This window comes from Pseudomonas sp. 05N36 (genome assembly GCF_056397385.1).
In genome coordinates this window covers 46,115-60,184 of record NZ_JBFTNH010000016.1, presented here as the reverse complement: position 1 = coordinate 60,184, position 14,070 = coordinate 46,115, and the positions used below count along the sequence as shown (strand labels likewise).

Here is a 14,070-nt window from a genome sequence, read left to right as displayed (position 1 = left end):
CGGTGGGTTTTTTTTACAACGGCACTATCAGAACATCTTCAGCTTCGGTGCTTCTTCTTTCACCGGTTCGTTCTTCGCGGTTTGCGCGTTCCAGCCACCGCCGAGAGCCTTGTACAGGTTCACTTCGCTGATCAGTTGCGACAGACGGTCGGTGATCAACGATTGCTGCGCAGTGAACAACTGACGCTGGGCGTCGAGGAAGGTCAGGTTGCTGTCGACACCGATTCGGTAGCGACGCTCGGCCAGGCGGTAGTAGTTCTGGTTGGCGGCCACCAGATCACGCTGGGCCTGCAACTGTTCGTTGAAGGTCAGGCGTGCGGCGAGGCCGTCGGAGACTTCCTGGAAGGCGGTCTGGATCGACTTCTCGTACTGCGCGATCGTGATGTCTTTCTGGATTTTCGAGTAATCCAGGCTGGCGCTCAGGCTACCGGCATTGAAGATCGGCAGGTTGATTTGCGGCTGGAACAGCCAGGTCCCCGAACCACCCTTGAACAGACCGGACAGATCCGGGCTCAGGGTCCCGGCATTGGCGGTCAGGCTGATGCTCGGGAAGAACGCTGCCCGTGCCGCGCCGATGTTGGCGTTGGCTGCCTTGAGCTTGTGTTCGGCTTCAAGGATGTCCGGGCGACGTTGTAGCAGGTCGGATGGCAGACCGGCCGGTACTTCGCTGAGCAGGTCATCGGACAACGGCTGGCCCGCTGCCAGGTTGGCCGGTATACCGGTGCCCAACAGCAGCGCCAGGCTGTTTTCGTCCTGGGCCACCAGGCGAGTGAATTTCGCCTGTTGGACCCGGGCAGTTTCCACGGCCGTACGCGACTGGCTCAGGTCCAGCGCCGACGCCACGCCGACTTCGTTGCTGCGGGCGGTGAGCCGGTAGCTTTCTTCGAAGGTGGCGAGGGTGTCCTGGGACAGTTTCAGCTGTTCCTTGTCGGCCTGCCAGGTCAGGTAGGCGTTGGCCACGCTGGCCACCAGGCTGATCTGGGTGCTGCGGCGTGCCTCTTCAGTGGCGAAGTAGTTTTGCAGCGCTTGTTCGTTCAGGCTGCGAACCCGACCGAACAGGTCGAGCTCATAGGCGCTGATGCCCACGGTGGCCGAGTAGCTGGCGTTGATGCCCTCTTTACCGGTCTGCGAGGCTCGCGCCGGAATCCGCTGACGGCTGCCGGTGCCGGTCGCCGAGACGGCCGGGAACAGGTCGGCGCGCGAGATGCGGTATTGGGCCGCAAAGGCGTCGATGTTCAGTGCCGCGACACGCAGGTCGCGGTTGTTTTCCAGCGCGGTCTGGATCATCTGTTGCAGCGCCGGGTCACGGAAAAACTGCTTCCAGCCTTGTTCGGCGGCAGCCTGGCTGGCGGCCTGGGCCGGCGAATACGCCGGACCTTGTGGGTATTGCGACGCAATCGGCGCAGCAGGCTGCTGATAATCCGGTATCAGCGAGCAGCCACCGAGCACGAACGCGGCGATGGCTAGGGAGAGTAGCGACTTGCTCATTGGCCAGCCTCTTTAGGAGTTTCTATAGCGACGTCATCCTGATCCGCAGTTTTGCGTTGACCCATCGACGACACAGTGACAAAGAACAGTGGGACCCAGAAGATCGCCAGTACGGTGGCCGTCAGCATACCGCCGATAACCCCGGTACCGATCGCATGCTGGCTACCCGAGCCTGCGCCAGTGGAAATGGCCAGCGGTACCACACCGAGGACGAACGCCAGCGAGGTCATGATGATCGGTCGCAAACGCATCCGGCACGCTTCGATGGCTGCGTCACTCAGGCTGCGCCCTTGTTCATGCAGTTCCTTGGCAAATTCGACAATCAGAATGGCGTTTTTCGCCGCCAGACCGATGGTGGTCAACAGGCCCACCTGGAAATACACGTCGTTGGACAGACCGCGCAGGCTGGTGGCGAGCAGGGCACCGATGATCCCCAGCGGTACAACCAGCATCACCGCAATCGGAATCGACCAGCTTTCGTACAGCGCCGCCAGACAGAGGAAGACCATCAGCAACGACAAGGCGTACAGCGCCGGAGCTTGCGAGCCGGACAGACGTTCCTCATACGACAGACCAGTCCAGGAAATACCCACGCCTGCCGGCAGTTTCTGGGCCAGGGCTTCGACTTCGGCCATGGCTTCACCGGTGCTGTAGCCAGGTGCCGGGGAACCGAGGATTTCCACCGCTTCTACGCCGTTGTAACGCGCCAGCTTCGGCGAGCCGTAGATCCACTCACCCTTGGCGAACGCGGAGAACGGAACCATGGCGCCCTGGCTGTTGCGTACATACCATTTCTTCAGGTCTTCAGGGCTCATGCGAGCACCCGGCTGACCTTGTACGTAAACCTTTTTCACTCGACCACGGTCGATGAAGTCGTTGACGTAGCTACTGCCCAGCGCGATCGACAGCGTGTTGTTGATGTCGGTCATCGTGATGCCCAAGGCACTGGCCTTTTCATCGTCGATTTCCAGCTGGTATTGCGGTTCGTCGTTCAAACCGTTCGGACGGACCTGCGACAGCACCTTGCTCTGCGCCGCCATACCGAGGAACTGGTTACGGGCAGCCATCAACTTGTCGTGACCGATGCCGGCGCGATCCTGCAGGAACACGTCGAAACCGGTGGCGTTACCCAATTCCAGTACCGCCGGTGGCGCGAACGCGAACACCATGGCGTCACGGAAGGTGAAGAAGTGCTGTTGGGCACGGGCCGCAACCTTGAACACGCTGTTGTCGGCGTTCCGCTCGGCCCATGGCCTGAGCATGATGAACGCCATGCCCGAACTCTGGCCACGGCCGGCGAAGTTGAAGCCGGTCACGGTAAACACCGAGTTCACCGCATCGCCTTCACCACCGTCCTTGCCAGGACGCAGCAGGAATTCACGCATCTCGTCCACGACCACTTGGGTGCGCTGGGAGGTAGAGCCGGCCGGGGTCTGGACCTGGGCAAAGAGTACACCCTGGTCTTCTTCCGGCAGGAACGCCGTTGGAATGCGGGTGAACAGCCAGATCATGCCGACCACGATGATGATGTAGGCCAGCAGGTACGGCGCCTTGTGCTTGAGCATGTTGCCGACACCGCGCTCGTAGCTTCTTACGCTACGGTCGAAGTTACGGTTGAACCAGCCGAAGAAGCCGCGTTTCGGAGTGCCGTGCTCGCCTTTCGGAATCGCCTTGAGCATGGTGGCGCAGAGCGCCGGGGTGAAGATCAGGGCGACCATGACCGACAGCGCCATGGCCGAAACGATGGTGATCGAGAACTGCTTGTAGATCACCCCGGTCGAACCGCTGAAGAACGCCATCGGCAGCAGTACCGCCGACAGCACCAGTGCGATACCGACCAGTGCCCCCTGGATCTGGCCCATGGATTTCTTGGTGGCTTCCTTGGGTGAGAGTCCTTCTTCGCTCATCACCCGTTCGACGTTTTCCACCACGACGATGGCATCGTCCACCAGCAAGCCGATGGCGAGCACCATGCCGAACATGGTCAGGGTGTTGATGCTGAAACCGAACGCCGCGAGGATCCCGAAGGTACCCAGCAGCACCACCGGTACGGTCATGGTGGTGATGACCGTGGCGCGGAAGTTTTGCAGGAACAGGAACATCACCAGGAACACCAGCACGATCGCTTCGACCAGGGTTTCAACCACGCCCTTGATCGATTCGGTCACCACCGGAGTGGTGTCGTACGGGAACACCACTTCCATCCCTTCCGGGAAGAATGGCTTGAGGTTGTCGATGGTCTTGCGCAGGGCCTTGGCGGTGTCGAGGGCGTTGGCGCCGTTGGCCAGCTTCACTGCCAGACCGGAAGCCGGGCTGCCGTTGAACTGGGCGCTGATGCTGTAGTTTTCGCCACCGAGGCCGACATCGGCAACGTCAGACAGGCGAACCTGCGAGCCGTCCTTGTTGACCCGCAGCAGGATTTCCTTGAACTGCTCGGCCGTCTGCAAGCGGGTCTTGCCGATGATCGTGGCGTTCAGTTGTTGGCCGGGCAGGGCGGGCAGGCCGCCGAGTTGACCGGAGGAAACCTGGACGTTCTGCGCGGCGATGGCGGTTTTGACATCAACCGGGGTCAGGTTGAAGTTGTTCAACTTGGCCGGGTCGAGCCAGATACGCATGGCGTACTGGGCACCGAACACCTGGAAGTCACCGACACCCGCGGTCCGCGAGATCGGGTCCTGCATGTTGGAAACGATGTAGTTGGACAGGTCGTCCTTGGTCATGCTGCCGTCACGCGAAACCACGCCGATGACCATCAGGAAGTTTTTCACTGCCTTGGTCACGCGGATACCCTGTTGCTGCACTTCTTGCGGCAGCAGCGGGGTGGCCAGGTTCAGTTTGTTCTGGACCTGGACCTGCGCGGTATCGGAGTTGGTGCCCTGCTCGAAGGTCGCGGTAATGGTCATGCTGCCGTCGGAGTTACTTTCCGAGGACACATAACGCAGGTTATCGATACCGTTGAGCTGCTGCTCGATCACCTGCACCACTGTGTCCTGCACGGTTTGTGCAGAAGCACCCGGGTAGGTGACGGAAATGGCGATCGCCGGCGGGGCGATGCTCGGGTACTGGTTGATCGGCAACTTGAGGATCGATAGAGCCCCGACCAACATGATCACCAGGGCTATCACCCAGGCGAAAATCGGACGGTCGATAAAAAATTTCGACATGGTTTACTCCCCTTTACCGCCAGTGGCAGTGTTAGCTGCCTGTGCGGGGGCTGGGTTCTTTGCGCCAACGTTAGTCGCTTCAGTGGGCTTGACTACAACGCCAGGTCTGACGAATTGCAGTCCTTCGGTGATCAGCCGATCGCCGGCCTTGAGGCCATCTTCAATCAGCCATTGGCTGCCGACCGTGCGGCTGGCCTTGAGCTGACGCAGCTCGACCTTGTTATCCGGACCGACCACCAGAGCGGTTGGCGTTCCCTTGAGGTCACGGGTCACGCCCTGTTGCGGCGCGAGAATCGCGGCGGCGTTCACCCCGGCTTGCAGCTGGGCGTGAACGAACATGCCTGGCAGCAAGGTGTGATCAGGGTTCGGGAACACTGCACGCAAGGTCACGGAACCGGTGGTCTGGTCAACCGACACTTCGGAGAACTCGAGCTTGCCCTGTTGCTTGTACTGGCTGCCGTCTTCGAGGGTCAGCTTGACCATGGCGGCATTCTCGCCGGCCTTTTGCAGACGACCGCTTTCCAGTTCACGACGCAGCTCCAGCAGCTCGACCGAGGACTGGGTAACGTCGACGTAGATCGGGTCCAGTTGCTGGATCACGGCCATGGCGTCGGCCTGGCCATTGCTGACCAGTGCGCCTTCGGTGACCGAAGAGCGGCCGATGCGACCGGAAATCGGTGCGTAAACCTTGGTGTAGCGCACATTGATCTCTGCGCTTTTCAGGGCGGCTTCCGATTGCAAGCGGTTGGCCACGGCAGTGTCGTATTCCTGACGGCTGACGGCTTGCTCGTTGACCAGTTGCTTGTAGCGATCGGAAATCGACTTGGTCGATTGCAGGTTGGCTTGTGCACTGTTCAGGGTGGCCTGATAGATCGAAGGATCGATCTGGTAAAGCTGCTGGCCTTCCTTCACTTCGCCGCCTTCCTTGAACAGGCGCTTGAGAATGATGCCATTGACCTGTGGTCGAACTTCCGCGATGCGGTAGGCCGTTGTGCGGCCCGGCAGTTCGGATGTCAGGGTAAAGGCTTGAGGTTGCAGGGTTACGACGCCGACCTGAGGGGTTGGAGGGGCTGGGGGCGCCTCTTCCTTTTTACATCCGCTGAGCAGCGATGCCAGGGCGACGGCAGTAACCAGAGCGGTAACAGCTGGCTTGAATTGCATGAAGATCCTCGGGTCAGGCGCGCAACAGGCGCACAAGAAAAGTGTAAAGGTAAAAAAATTATGCCGGGTGGATAAGTAGCTTGCTAAGGAATATACTTACGTTCATGGTTGTTTGTAAATAGCCCGGCTCAGTACCCATCCGGTTACAAAAGTCGATGCAAGGTGAGAATTGTAGGCTGGGGATGAGACCTCAGAGAGCTCGCCCCACATTTATTCAGACGGTGTACAGACATCGCTGAAGCATTCCTGATTGAGGTTTTACTGCCATGGTCCGTCGTACTAAAGAGGAAGCTCAAGAAACCCGCAGCCAGATTCTCGAAGCGGCAGAAAAGGCCTTTTACGAAAGGGGCGTGGCGCGCACGACACTGGCGGACATCGCGACCCTGGCCGGTGTGACGCGTGGGGCCATCTACTGGCATTTCAGCAACAAGGCCGATCTGGTTCAGGCGATGCTCGACAGCTTGCATGAGCCGCTGGATGAGATGGCCAGGGCGAGCGAAAGCGCAGAGGAAGAGGATCCGCTGGGATGCATGCGCAAACTGCTGATTCATTTGTTTCATCAAGTTGCCCTGGACCCGAAGACTCGACGCATCAATGAGATTCTGTTCCACAAGTGCGAATTCACTGATGAAATGTGTGATCTGCGCCAGCAGCGCCGCACCGTCAGTCTGGAGTGCAATGTGCGTATCGAACTGGCATTGCGTAATGCAGTGAAACGGGGCCAGTTGCCGGAGAATCTCGACACGGCCCGCGCTGCGATCAGCATTCACGCTTATGTTGACGGCATCCTGTATCAGTGGCTGCTCGCTCCCGACAGCTTCCAGCTACACATTGAAGCTGCGCGCTGCGTCGACACAGGTCTGGACATGCTGCGCTTGAGCCCCAGCCTACGCAATTGAAACAAAATGCGTAATTGGATCCGTTTCTGTCAATAGACGCGGGCGAAGATCAACTCTTCGCCCGCGTTGTCGTAATGAGTGCTTTTATATACGGACGCGCTTCGGGATGACAGGTAGCAAGCTACGTATTTTGTAGGAATTTTGTGTCGTAGATGTGAAAAGGTGAGAGCAATCCGGAAGGGGTGCTGCTTCAGCCCAGCCTGATTTCCACCTCGAAATTGAAAGGCTCGTTCTCTCCCATGCTCGTGATTTGGGTTGAGCAATTGATTTTGGACGAGCCAATGGAGGTGACGGTGTTTTTTACCCGTGCCCTGTGTGTTGGCGACAGAACGCCGAAGGATGTATTCATTATCATGCCGAGATCAAAACGTACCCCGACGTTCTGATCGATAAAATCCACGAACTGATTGAACATGATTTTGTTTTTTGGCCAAGGGTAGGCGTAGGTATAGGCGAAATCGGATTTGAATGCGGTATTGCCGTACGCGGGGAGCAGGAATGACTCACGCTCTGATGTGTGCAGTGGCAAGCTGGTCTGTGCAATTTTAAACGTGTGAGGGGAGTTATTGATGAGTTTGACTATCACACGAGTGATGTTCGCGCGTTTGTTTTGATTTCGCCACTGTTCGATTTTTTTGTTCAGGGCGTGCTCCGAATTAATTTGATCTAACAGACTGATCAATTCAACCTTGGCGATCCCAATCAACTCATCCAGTGCTTGCTGGTTTTCCTCGCTGAATAGAAGCGGCGTCAGGTTGTAAAGTATTCCAATGGAGGTGTAGTTGAAAAACGAGAGCAGGTCATCGTAGTTGTTGCCGGTGTCTTTGATGTCGTTCATTTCGATTCCTTTCGATTAAGTAAGTGGTTTCAGGGGCTTTGCGGGCCACGGCTCAGCGCTCCAAGACGATCAGCTGCGTGCTGAGTGGCATGACGTTGGAAGGGAAGCCTGACGGGGGTACCATCCAGCGTGACGTCGTTGCACCAGACTATCGAGTCAGTGAGGTTGCTCAGTGTCAGTGTGAAAATAAGTTTGTTGGCGGGGGCGTCCATATTAGATAGCGTGTTAGTCGTGTTGGCGGTTGAAGTTAACCCCGCTGTCAGTGTCGGTGCAATGTTGATGTTGTTTCATTAGTTGAACATTTACCAATAAAGAAGCCCCGGGTATTTCTACCCGGGGCTTCTTTATTTAAACGGAGTTTACAGCGTCGGATAGTCGATGTAGCCGACCGGACCCTTGCCGTAGAACAGTTCAGGACGTGCTTCATTGAGCGGCGCATCGGCTTTCAGGCGTGCGGGCAGGTCCGGGTTGGCAATGAACGGCACGCCGAAGGCGACTGCATCGGCCTTGCCGCTGGAGAGCCAGGCGTTGGCGCTGTCCTTGGTGAAACGTTCGTTGGCGATGTACGGGCCACCGAAGGCTTCTTTCAGTTGTGGGCCGAGGCTGTCGCCGGCTTCTTTCTCGCGGGAGCAAATGAACGCGATGCCGCGTTTACCCAGTTCGCGAGCGACGTAGGTAAAGGTCTCGGACAGGTTGTCGTCGCCCATGTCGTGGGAGTCGGCGCGGGGTGCCAGGTGCACACCGACGCGACCTGCGCCCCAGACTTCGATGGCGGCGTCGGTCACTTCCAGCAACAGGCGAGCACGGTTTTCCAGGGAGCCACCGTAATTGTCGGTGCGCTGGTTGGTGCTGCTTTGCAGGAACTGGTCGAGCAGGTAGCCGTTGGCACCGTGGATTTCCACGCCGTCAAAACCGGCAGCCTTGGCGTTTTCCGCACCGACGCGATAAGCGTCGATGATGTCGGCGATTTCAGCGGTTTCCAGTGCGCGTGGCGTTGGGTAGTCGGCCAGTGGGCGAACCAGGCTGACATGACCTTTTGGCTGGATGGCGCTCGGTGCAACCGGTGCTTCGCCGTTCAGGTAAGACGGGTGGGAAACCCGGCCCACATGCCACAGTTGCAGGAAGATCTTGCCGCCGGCGCCGTGTACCGCTTTGGTCACGTTGCTCCAGCCACGCACCTGGTCGTTGGACCAGATGCCCGGGGTGTCCGGGTAGCCGACGCCCATCGGCGTGACCGAGGTGGCCTCGCTGAGGATCAGGCCGGCGGACGCGCGCTGCACGTAGTATTCAGCCATCAGTGCGTTCGGTACGCGGCCTTCGTCGGCGCGGCAACGGGTCAGTGGCGCCATGATGATGCGGTTTGCCAGTTGCAGGTCGCCAAGCTTGATCGGATCGAAAATAGTCGTCATTTAATACAACCCTCGTGAGGTATCAGTTGGTAGCAGGGGCCAGTTCGGGATTACCGCTCTGACGGAAAGTAATCAGGGTTACCAGCAGCGCCAGGATCGCCAGCGCAGCGGCCGCGAGGGGCACGCTGGTCAGGCCGAAACCGTGGGCGATGACGCTGCCGCCAACCCAGGCACCGAGTGCGTTGCCGACATTGAAAGCGCCGATGTTCAGGGTCGACACCAGGTTCGGTGCCGCCTTGCCGAAGGTCACTACGTTCACTTGCAGGGCGGGGACGGCGGCAAAGCACGCGGTAGCCCAGAGGAACAGGGTGATTTCGGTCGGGATCACTGCAACGCTGGTCCAGGTCAGCACGGTGGAGACCACCGCCATGCTGATGAACACGCCAATCAGCGTCGCCGCCATACCTTTGTCAGCCAGCTTGCCGCCGATGATGTTGCCGACCGTCAGGCCCAGGCCGATGAGCATCAGGGTCCAGGTCACGCCGCGTGGCGAGACGCCGGTGACTTCGCCCAACAGCGGTGCGACATAGGTGAACAGGGTGAAGACCGATGCGGCGAACAGTGCGGTCATGCTCAACGACAGCCAGATACCGGCGCCTTTGAGGACGCGCAGTTCGGCGCGCATGTCGAGTTTTTCTTCGTCGCGTTTGGCCGGCAGGAAGCGGATCAGGCCGATCAACGCAATCACGCCGATCACGGTCACTGCCCAGAAGGTCGAGCGCCAGCCGGCTTCCTGACCCAGCGCAGTGCCCAGCGGTACGCCCAACACGTTGGCCAGGGTCAGGCCGGTGAACATCAGTGCGACGGCCGAAGCCCGCTTGTTGGCAGGCACCAGACCTGCAGCCACCACTGAGCCAATACCAAAGAACGCGCCATGGCACAGGGCGGTGACGACTCGGGCGAACATCAGCACCTGGTAGTCACTGGCCAGCGCGCAGAGCAGGTTGCCGACGATGAAAATGCCCATCAACACCACCAACGCAGCCTTGCGTGGCAGTCTGGCGGTGGCCAGTGCCATGAACGGCGCGCCGATGGCCACACCCAGAGCGTAGCCAGTCACCAGCCACCCGGCGCCAGGGATCGACACACCAAGGTCGGCCGCCACATCGGGCAGCAAGCCCATGATGACAAACTCGGTGGTGCCGATGGCGAAGGCGCTGAGGGCCAGAATGAGTAGCGGGAGKGGCATTGTCGATTCCTTGTCGGCGTACAAAGGGTCAGAGCTCTTTGCTGAAGGTGCGGAGGAATTCCTGAATGGTGTCCTCGTTGCGTTTGAAAAAATGCCACTGGCCGACTTTACGGCTGCTGATCAGGCCGGCGCGTTGCAAGGTCGCCAGATGGGCGGAAACCGTGGACTGCGACAAACCGCAACGTTGATCGATCTGCCCGGCACAGACGCCGTGCTCGTTGCTGTGGGATTGGTCGGGGAATTCGACGGTCGGGTCTTTGAGCCAGTGCAGGATTTCTCGCCGTACCGGGTGCGCCAGGGCTTTTATTATTTCGTCGAGGTCAATGGTGGACATGGCAGTGCTCGGGTTGGGTAAAACGTTATATCGCGATGAGGCGAACTATAAATCGGTATTTCGCGATATACCAATATGATTTTGATCTGATGGCAGTCTAAATCGGTATATCGGGTTATAACGATATGAATGACGCAGTGCTAAGCTACGCAGCATGAACTATCTCGCACATCTTCATCTCGGTGGCCAGCGCCCCGGTCAAATGCTCGGCAGTTTGTATGGCGATTTCGTCAAGGGTCGGCTGCAAGGGCAATTTAATCCGGAGATCGAAGCGGCCATTCAGCTGCATCGCAGCATCGACGTGTTTACCGACGGCCATCCGTTGGTCGACCTGGCGTTGTCGCGCTTTACGCTGACGCGACGGCGCTATGCCGGGATCGTGCTCGATGTGTTTTTCGACCATTGCCTGGCGCGGGACTGGAGGCTTTACGCTGAGCAGCCGCTGGAACAGTTCACTTCGGATGTGTACCGGGTGCTGGCTGCCGAACCGCAGTTGCCAGGGCGACTGGCGCAGATCGCCCCGCACATGGCGGCTAATGACTGGCTTGGTTCTTATCGGGAGTTTGCGGTGCTGGACCAGGTGCTGCGGGGGATTTCACGGCGCCTGTCACGGCCTGAAGAACTGGCCGCGGCGATGGAGGAGTTGCAGCGGTTGTATGAACCGTTGAGCGAGGACTTTCGGTTGTTCTATCCAGAGTTGCAACGGTTTGCGCATAACCATCTGACTGCACAAATCTAATGTGGGAGCGAGCCTGCTCGCGATGAGGGCCTGACAGTCAACATTGTCGGTGACTGGCAAACCGCTATCGCGAGCAGGCTCGCTCCCACAGGGTACAGCGTCAAGCGGCTATGGCCGGACGTAAAGGAGTTGGCTGTGTTTCCGGCAACGTTCCAAACAACGCCTTCTGCACCGCCTGCTGCGCGGCAAAGGCCAGCGCTGCGCGTTCCTGGCCGTGGCAGGCAATCGGTTTGAGCAGATGGATCTCGACGTCGCCCCGATCGTTGGCGAACAAGCGCATCAAGTGCGAGAGCAAGTCGTCATCGCCAATGAACGGGGCGAGCGGGTCGATCTGGCCGTCGCGCAGATAACGAACGGCCACCGGTTGCAGCGCCACGTCCGCGTCGATGGCCGCGGACAGCAAGCGACCATGAAAGGTGCGCAACGAACGGCCATCGGTGGTGGTGCCTTCCGGGAACATCAACAACGGATGGGCCTGCTCCAGGTGGCGGCTCATCTGTTTGCGGATCAGTTGGCTGTCACCCGAACCTCGACGAATGAACAGGCTGCCAGCCTTTGCTGCGAGCCAGCCGGCGACCGGCCAGGTACGCACCTCGGCCTTGGACAGGAAGGACAAGGGCGTGAGCATGCCCAGCAGCGGGATGTCGGTCCAGGACACATGGTTACTGACCCAGAGCATCGGCTTTTGCGGCAGTTCACCGTGGACCGTCACGCGAAAGGGCAGGGCGTTGCTCAGCCGGGTCATGAAAAACCGCGACCAGCGTTGGCGCCGGACCATCGAGTTGGCAATCCCCATGCGTTCGAACAGCCCGAACACGCTGGCCATGCTCAAGCCCAGCGCGACCACCAGCAGCACTCGCGCGATCCGCGCGTACACCCGCAGCCGGCTCATCAGACTGCCGCCTTGAAGTGTTTGGCGTAGCGCGGACACAGTTCGTCACGCTTGAGCAGGATGAACACGTCGGCCACCTGGAAGTCTTCGTCCCAGCACGGCTCACCACAGATCTTCGCGCCCAGGCGCATGTAGGCCTTGAGCAGTGGCGGCATTTCGGCGATCACGTTGGACGGAATGTCGAGGGCCGGCAGCGGTTTCTTTGGTTCGGCGCGCAGGTGCTCGGTGCACAGATAGCGTTCACGCAAACGCTGCATGATCGCTTGGGCCTGAATGCCGCCGTCCTGCATCGGGATGCTCGCGCAGCCCATCAGGTAGCTGTAGCCGCCCTGGTTCAGCACTTCGGCCAACTCGCCCCAGAGCACGGCGATGGTGCCGCCGTTGCGGTAGGCCGGGTCGACGCAGGTGCGACCGATTTCCAGGATCGGGCCTTGCAGATGGACCAGGCCGTGCAGGCTGAATTCTTCTTCGCTGTAAAAACGCCCCAGGCTGCTGGCGGCCTGATGGTCGAGCAAACGCGTGGTTGCTACCAGGCGTCCGCTATTCAAATCACGCACGCCAATGTGGGCGCAGTGAACATCATAGTCATCCATGTCCAGACCCAACTCTGCGCCTTTGAGCTTGGCGTTGAACTCGCCACTGAAAACGTTGAAGCGCAGGGCCTGGGCTTCCTGCAACGCCTCGGCGCCGATCAGGCGTTCGGCTTGCAGGCGGCGTTCATTGCCGGTGTCGCTGATGCGGGCGATCTGAGTCATTGCGAATCTCCGTACGGGCTGCTCACCCGTCTTGGGTTGCAGTCGATCGACTTTGTTGTGCAAAGTCAGGCTATGTAGCCCCGGTGTCATCGCCATGAAGCTTTGGTGATGCTTGTGTGACAGCCCCAGAGGACCCGTTTATGCCTTGGCAAGCCTTGTTGAACTGTAACCAGCGCCAGCCCGAAACCCCCGACCTGGCAGAGGGGTATGCGATGTTGTTGCATGTATTGGGCGCGGTGACACCGTTCGAATTGGCGGTGCGCGGCGGGCGGATGATGGCAACGCCGGGGTTGGCCTTTCTGGTGGGGTACCAGGCGGCGTTGCGCATGTTGTGGCCCAGTGCACCGCTGAGCCTGGGGGCATTGTGTGCGACTGAGCAGCGCAGCCTGCGCCCGGCGGACCTGCAAACCCGGCTCAAGGATTTGCGTGTGAGCGGGCGCAAGGATTTCGTGACCGCGGGTGATGCGGCGGACTGGCTGCTGGTCGCGGCACGCAGCGAAGAGCTGGGCGAGTCACCGCGTTTGAGTCTGGCGGTGGTGTATCCCGGCGAACCCGGCGTACGGGTTGAAAAGCTGCCGGCCATTGCCTTGATGCCGGACATCAGTCACGGCCGGCTGTTTCTCGACAACGCGCTGTGTGAACTGCTCGCTGGAGATGGCTGGGATGCGTACGTCAAACCGTTCCGCACTCTGGAAGACGTCTATGTACTCAGCGCCATGAGTGCCTGGTTGTACGGCGTCGGTCAGGACAGCGCCTGGCCGCAAGACCTTCAACTGAAGTTGCTGGCACTGTTGGCCGGGTGTGCGGAAGCCAGTCGCCAACCGCCAAACAGCAGCGCCGGGCATGTGTTGCTGGGTGGGCTGTTTGCGCAGTTTGACGGGCTCAAGCCAGCGCTCAATGAAGCCTTTGCCGCCGGACCGCCACAATGGTTGGCGTTGTGGAAGCGCGATCAGGCGGTGCTTGATCTGGCGGCGGGAGCCCGGGCCAAGCGGTTGGCCAAGGCGTTGGCGGGATCTTCGCTGAACTGAAGGGCCTCTTCGCGAGCAGGCTCGCTCCCACATTGGATTGATGCCATGTCGCAGTTTTGTGTTCTACACAAGCCCCTGTGGGAGCGAGCCTGCTCGCGATGACGGTCTCACCTAAAGCGCAACTTTCGAACTGTCATTTATCTCGACTACGCTCAGAKGGTTAATCCCTCTGAG

At 59.5% G+C, this 14,070-nt stretch carries 12 protein-coding genes; 3 read left to right on the top strand and 9 right to left on the bottom strand.

All coding sequences use genetic code 11. The features are described from left to right. Nucleotides 1-27 precede the first annotated feature (27 nt). The 3 genes from adeC to emhA are packed head-to-tail and all read right to left on the bottom strand — an operon-like array spanning nt 28 to nt 5,813. On the bottom strand, nt 28-1,488 hold the full coding sequence (gene adeC, locus AC1DIH_RS19670; protein WP_477772959.1) for an AdeC/AdeK/OprM family multidrug efflux complex outer membrane factor: 1,461 nt from the start codon (nt 1,486-1,488) through the stop codon (nt 28-30). Continuing rightward, a complete protein-coding gene (gene emhB, locus AC1DIH_RS19665) occupies nt 1,485-4,652 on the bottom strand; it encodes an efflux RND transporter permease subunit EmhB (protein WP_477772958.1) in 3,168 nt (1,055 codons plus the stop codon). The genes adeC and emhB overlap by 4 nt, the downstream gene beginning before the upstream one ends. A gap of 3 nt (nt 4,653-4,655) precedes the next feature. Continuing rightward, a complete protein-coding gene (gene emhA, locus AC1DIH_RS19660) occupies nt 4,656-5,813 on the bottom strand; it encodes an efflux RND transporter periplasmic adaptor subunit EmhA (protein WP_477772957.1) in 1,158 nt (385 codons plus the stop codon). A gap of 266 nt (nt 5,814-6,079) precedes the next feature. On the opposite strand from emhA, the gene emhR reads away from it, so the two are divergent. Next, nucleotides 6,080-6,712, top strand: coding sequence for an efflux system transcriptional repressor EmhR (gene emhR, locus AC1DIH_RS19655; RefSeq protein ID WP_477772956.1), 633 nt, complete (start codon nt 6,080-6,082; stop codon nt 6,710-6,712). 190 nt (nt 6,713-6,902) lie between these two features. Here the strand turns inward: emhR and AC1DIH_RS19650 are convergent, their stop codons facing one another. The 4 genes from AC1DIH_RS19650 to AC1DIH_RS19635 all read right to left on the bottom strand — a co-directional run bounded on the left by AC1DIH_RS19650 (nt 6,903) and on the right by AC1DIH_RS19635 (nt 10,482). Beyond that, entirely contained in the window at nt 6,903-7,550 is a 648-nt protein-coding gene (locus tag AC1DIH_RS19650; protein ID WP_477772955.1) for a hypothetical protein, read from the bottom strand. 359 nt (nt 7,551-7,909) lie between these two features. Then, nucleotides 7,910-8,959 (bottom strand): alkene reductase, encoded by a 1,050-nt coding sequence (locus tag AC1DIH_RS19645; RefSeq protein WP_427530206.1) that lies wholly within the window; start codon nt 8,957-8,959, stop codon nt 7,910-7,912. 22 nt (nt 8,960-8,981) lie between these two features. Next, entirely contained in the window at nt 8,982-10,148 is a 1,167-nt protein-coding gene (locus AC1DIH_RS19640; RefSeq protein WP_477772954.1) for an MFS transporter, read from the bottom strand. Between the two features lie 28 nt (nt 10,149-10,176). Further along, nucleotides 10,177-10,482 (bottom strand): ArsR/SmtB family transcription factor, encoded by a 306-nt coding sequence (locus AC1DIH_RS19635; protein WP_477772953.1) that lies wholly within the window; start codon nt 10,480-10,482, stop codon nt 10,177-10,179. 154 nt (nt 10,483-10,636) lie between these two features. Between AC1DIH_RS19635 and AC1DIH_RS19630 the strand changes: the two genes are divergently transcribed. Further along, nucleotides 10,637-11,221 carry an acyl carrier protein phosphodiesterase gene (locus AC1DIH_RS19630; protein ID WP_477772952.1) on the top strand — a complete coding sequence of 195 codons (585 nt, stop codon included), beginning with the start codon at nt 10,637-10,639 and terminating at the stop codon, nt 11,219-11,221. A 100-nt stretch (nt 11,222-11,321) separates the two neighbouring features. On the opposite strand, the gene AC1DIH_RS19625 is transcribed toward AC1DIH_RS19630, so the two are convergent. Further along, a complete protein-coding gene (locus AC1DIH_RS19625; protein ID WP_477772951.1) occupies nt 11,322-12,113 on the bottom strand; it encodes a lysophospholipid acyltransferase family protein in 792 nt (263 codons plus the stop codon). After that, the gene (olsB, locus tag AC1DIH_RS19620) at nt 12,113-12,868 is read right to left on the bottom strand and encodes an L-ornithine N(alpha)-acyltransferase (protein WP_054596060.1); all 756 of its coding nucleotides are present in this window, start codon (nt 12,866-12,868) and stop codon (nt 12,113-12,115) included. Before olsB ends, AC1DIH_RS19625 begins: the two co-directional genes overlap by 1 nt. A gap of 140 nt (nt 12,869-13,008) precedes the next feature. Here olsB and AC1DIH_RS19615 point away from each other — a divergent pair, with 140 nt between their 5' ends. Continuing rightward, on the top strand, nt 13,009-13,896 hold the full coding sequence (locus tag AC1DIH_RS19615; protein WP_477772950.1) for an acyl-CoA dehydrogenase middle domain-containing protein: 888 nt from the start codon (nt 13,009-13,011) through the stop codon (nt 13,894-13,896). Nucleotides 13,897-14,070: the final 174 nt, after the last annotated feature.

Coding starts and splice junctions, on each gene's coding strand:
- adeC (WP_477772959.1), bottom strand. CDS start 1,488: ATGAGCAAGTCGCTACTCTCCCTAGCCATCGCCGCGTTCGTGCTCGGT.
- emhB (WP_477772958.1), bottom strand. CDS start 4,652: ATGTCGAAATTTTTTATCGACCGTCCGATTTTCGCCTGGGTGATAGCC.
- emhA (WP_477772957.1), bottom strand. CDS start 5,813: ATGCAATTCAAGCCAGCTGTTACCGCTCTGGTTACTGCCGTCGCCCTG.
- emhR (WP_477772956.1), top strand. CDS start 6,080: ATGGTCCGTCGTACTAAAGAGGAAGCTCAAGAAACCCGCAGCCAGATT.
- AC1DIH_RS19650 (WP_477772955.1), bottom strand. CDS start 7,550: ATGAACGACATCAAAGACACCGGCAACAACTACGATGACCTGCTCTCG.
- AC1DIH_RS19645 (WP_427530206.1), bottom strand. CDS start 8,959: ATGACGACTATTTTCGATCCGATCAAGCTTGGCGACCTGCAACTGGCA.
- AC1DIH_RS19635 (WP_477772953.1), bottom strand. CDS start 10,482: ATGTCCACCATTGACCTCGACGAAATAATAAAAGCCCTGGCGCACCCG.
- AC1DIH_RS19630 (WP_477772952.1), top strand. CDS start 10,637: ATGAACTATCTCGCACATCTTCATCTCGGTGGCCAGCGCCCCGGTCAA.
- AC1DIH_RS19625 (WP_477772951.1), bottom strand. CDS start 12,113: ATGAGCCGGCTGCGGGTGTACGCGCGGATCGCGCGAGTGCTGCTGGTG.
- olsB (WP_054596060.1), bottom strand. CDS start 12,868: ATGACTCAGATCGCCCGCATCAGCGACACCGGCAATGAACGCCGCCTG.
- AC1DIH_RS19615 (WP_477772950.1), top strand. CDS start 13,009: ATGCCTTGGCAAGCCTTGTTGAACTGTAACCAGCGCCAGCCCGAAACC.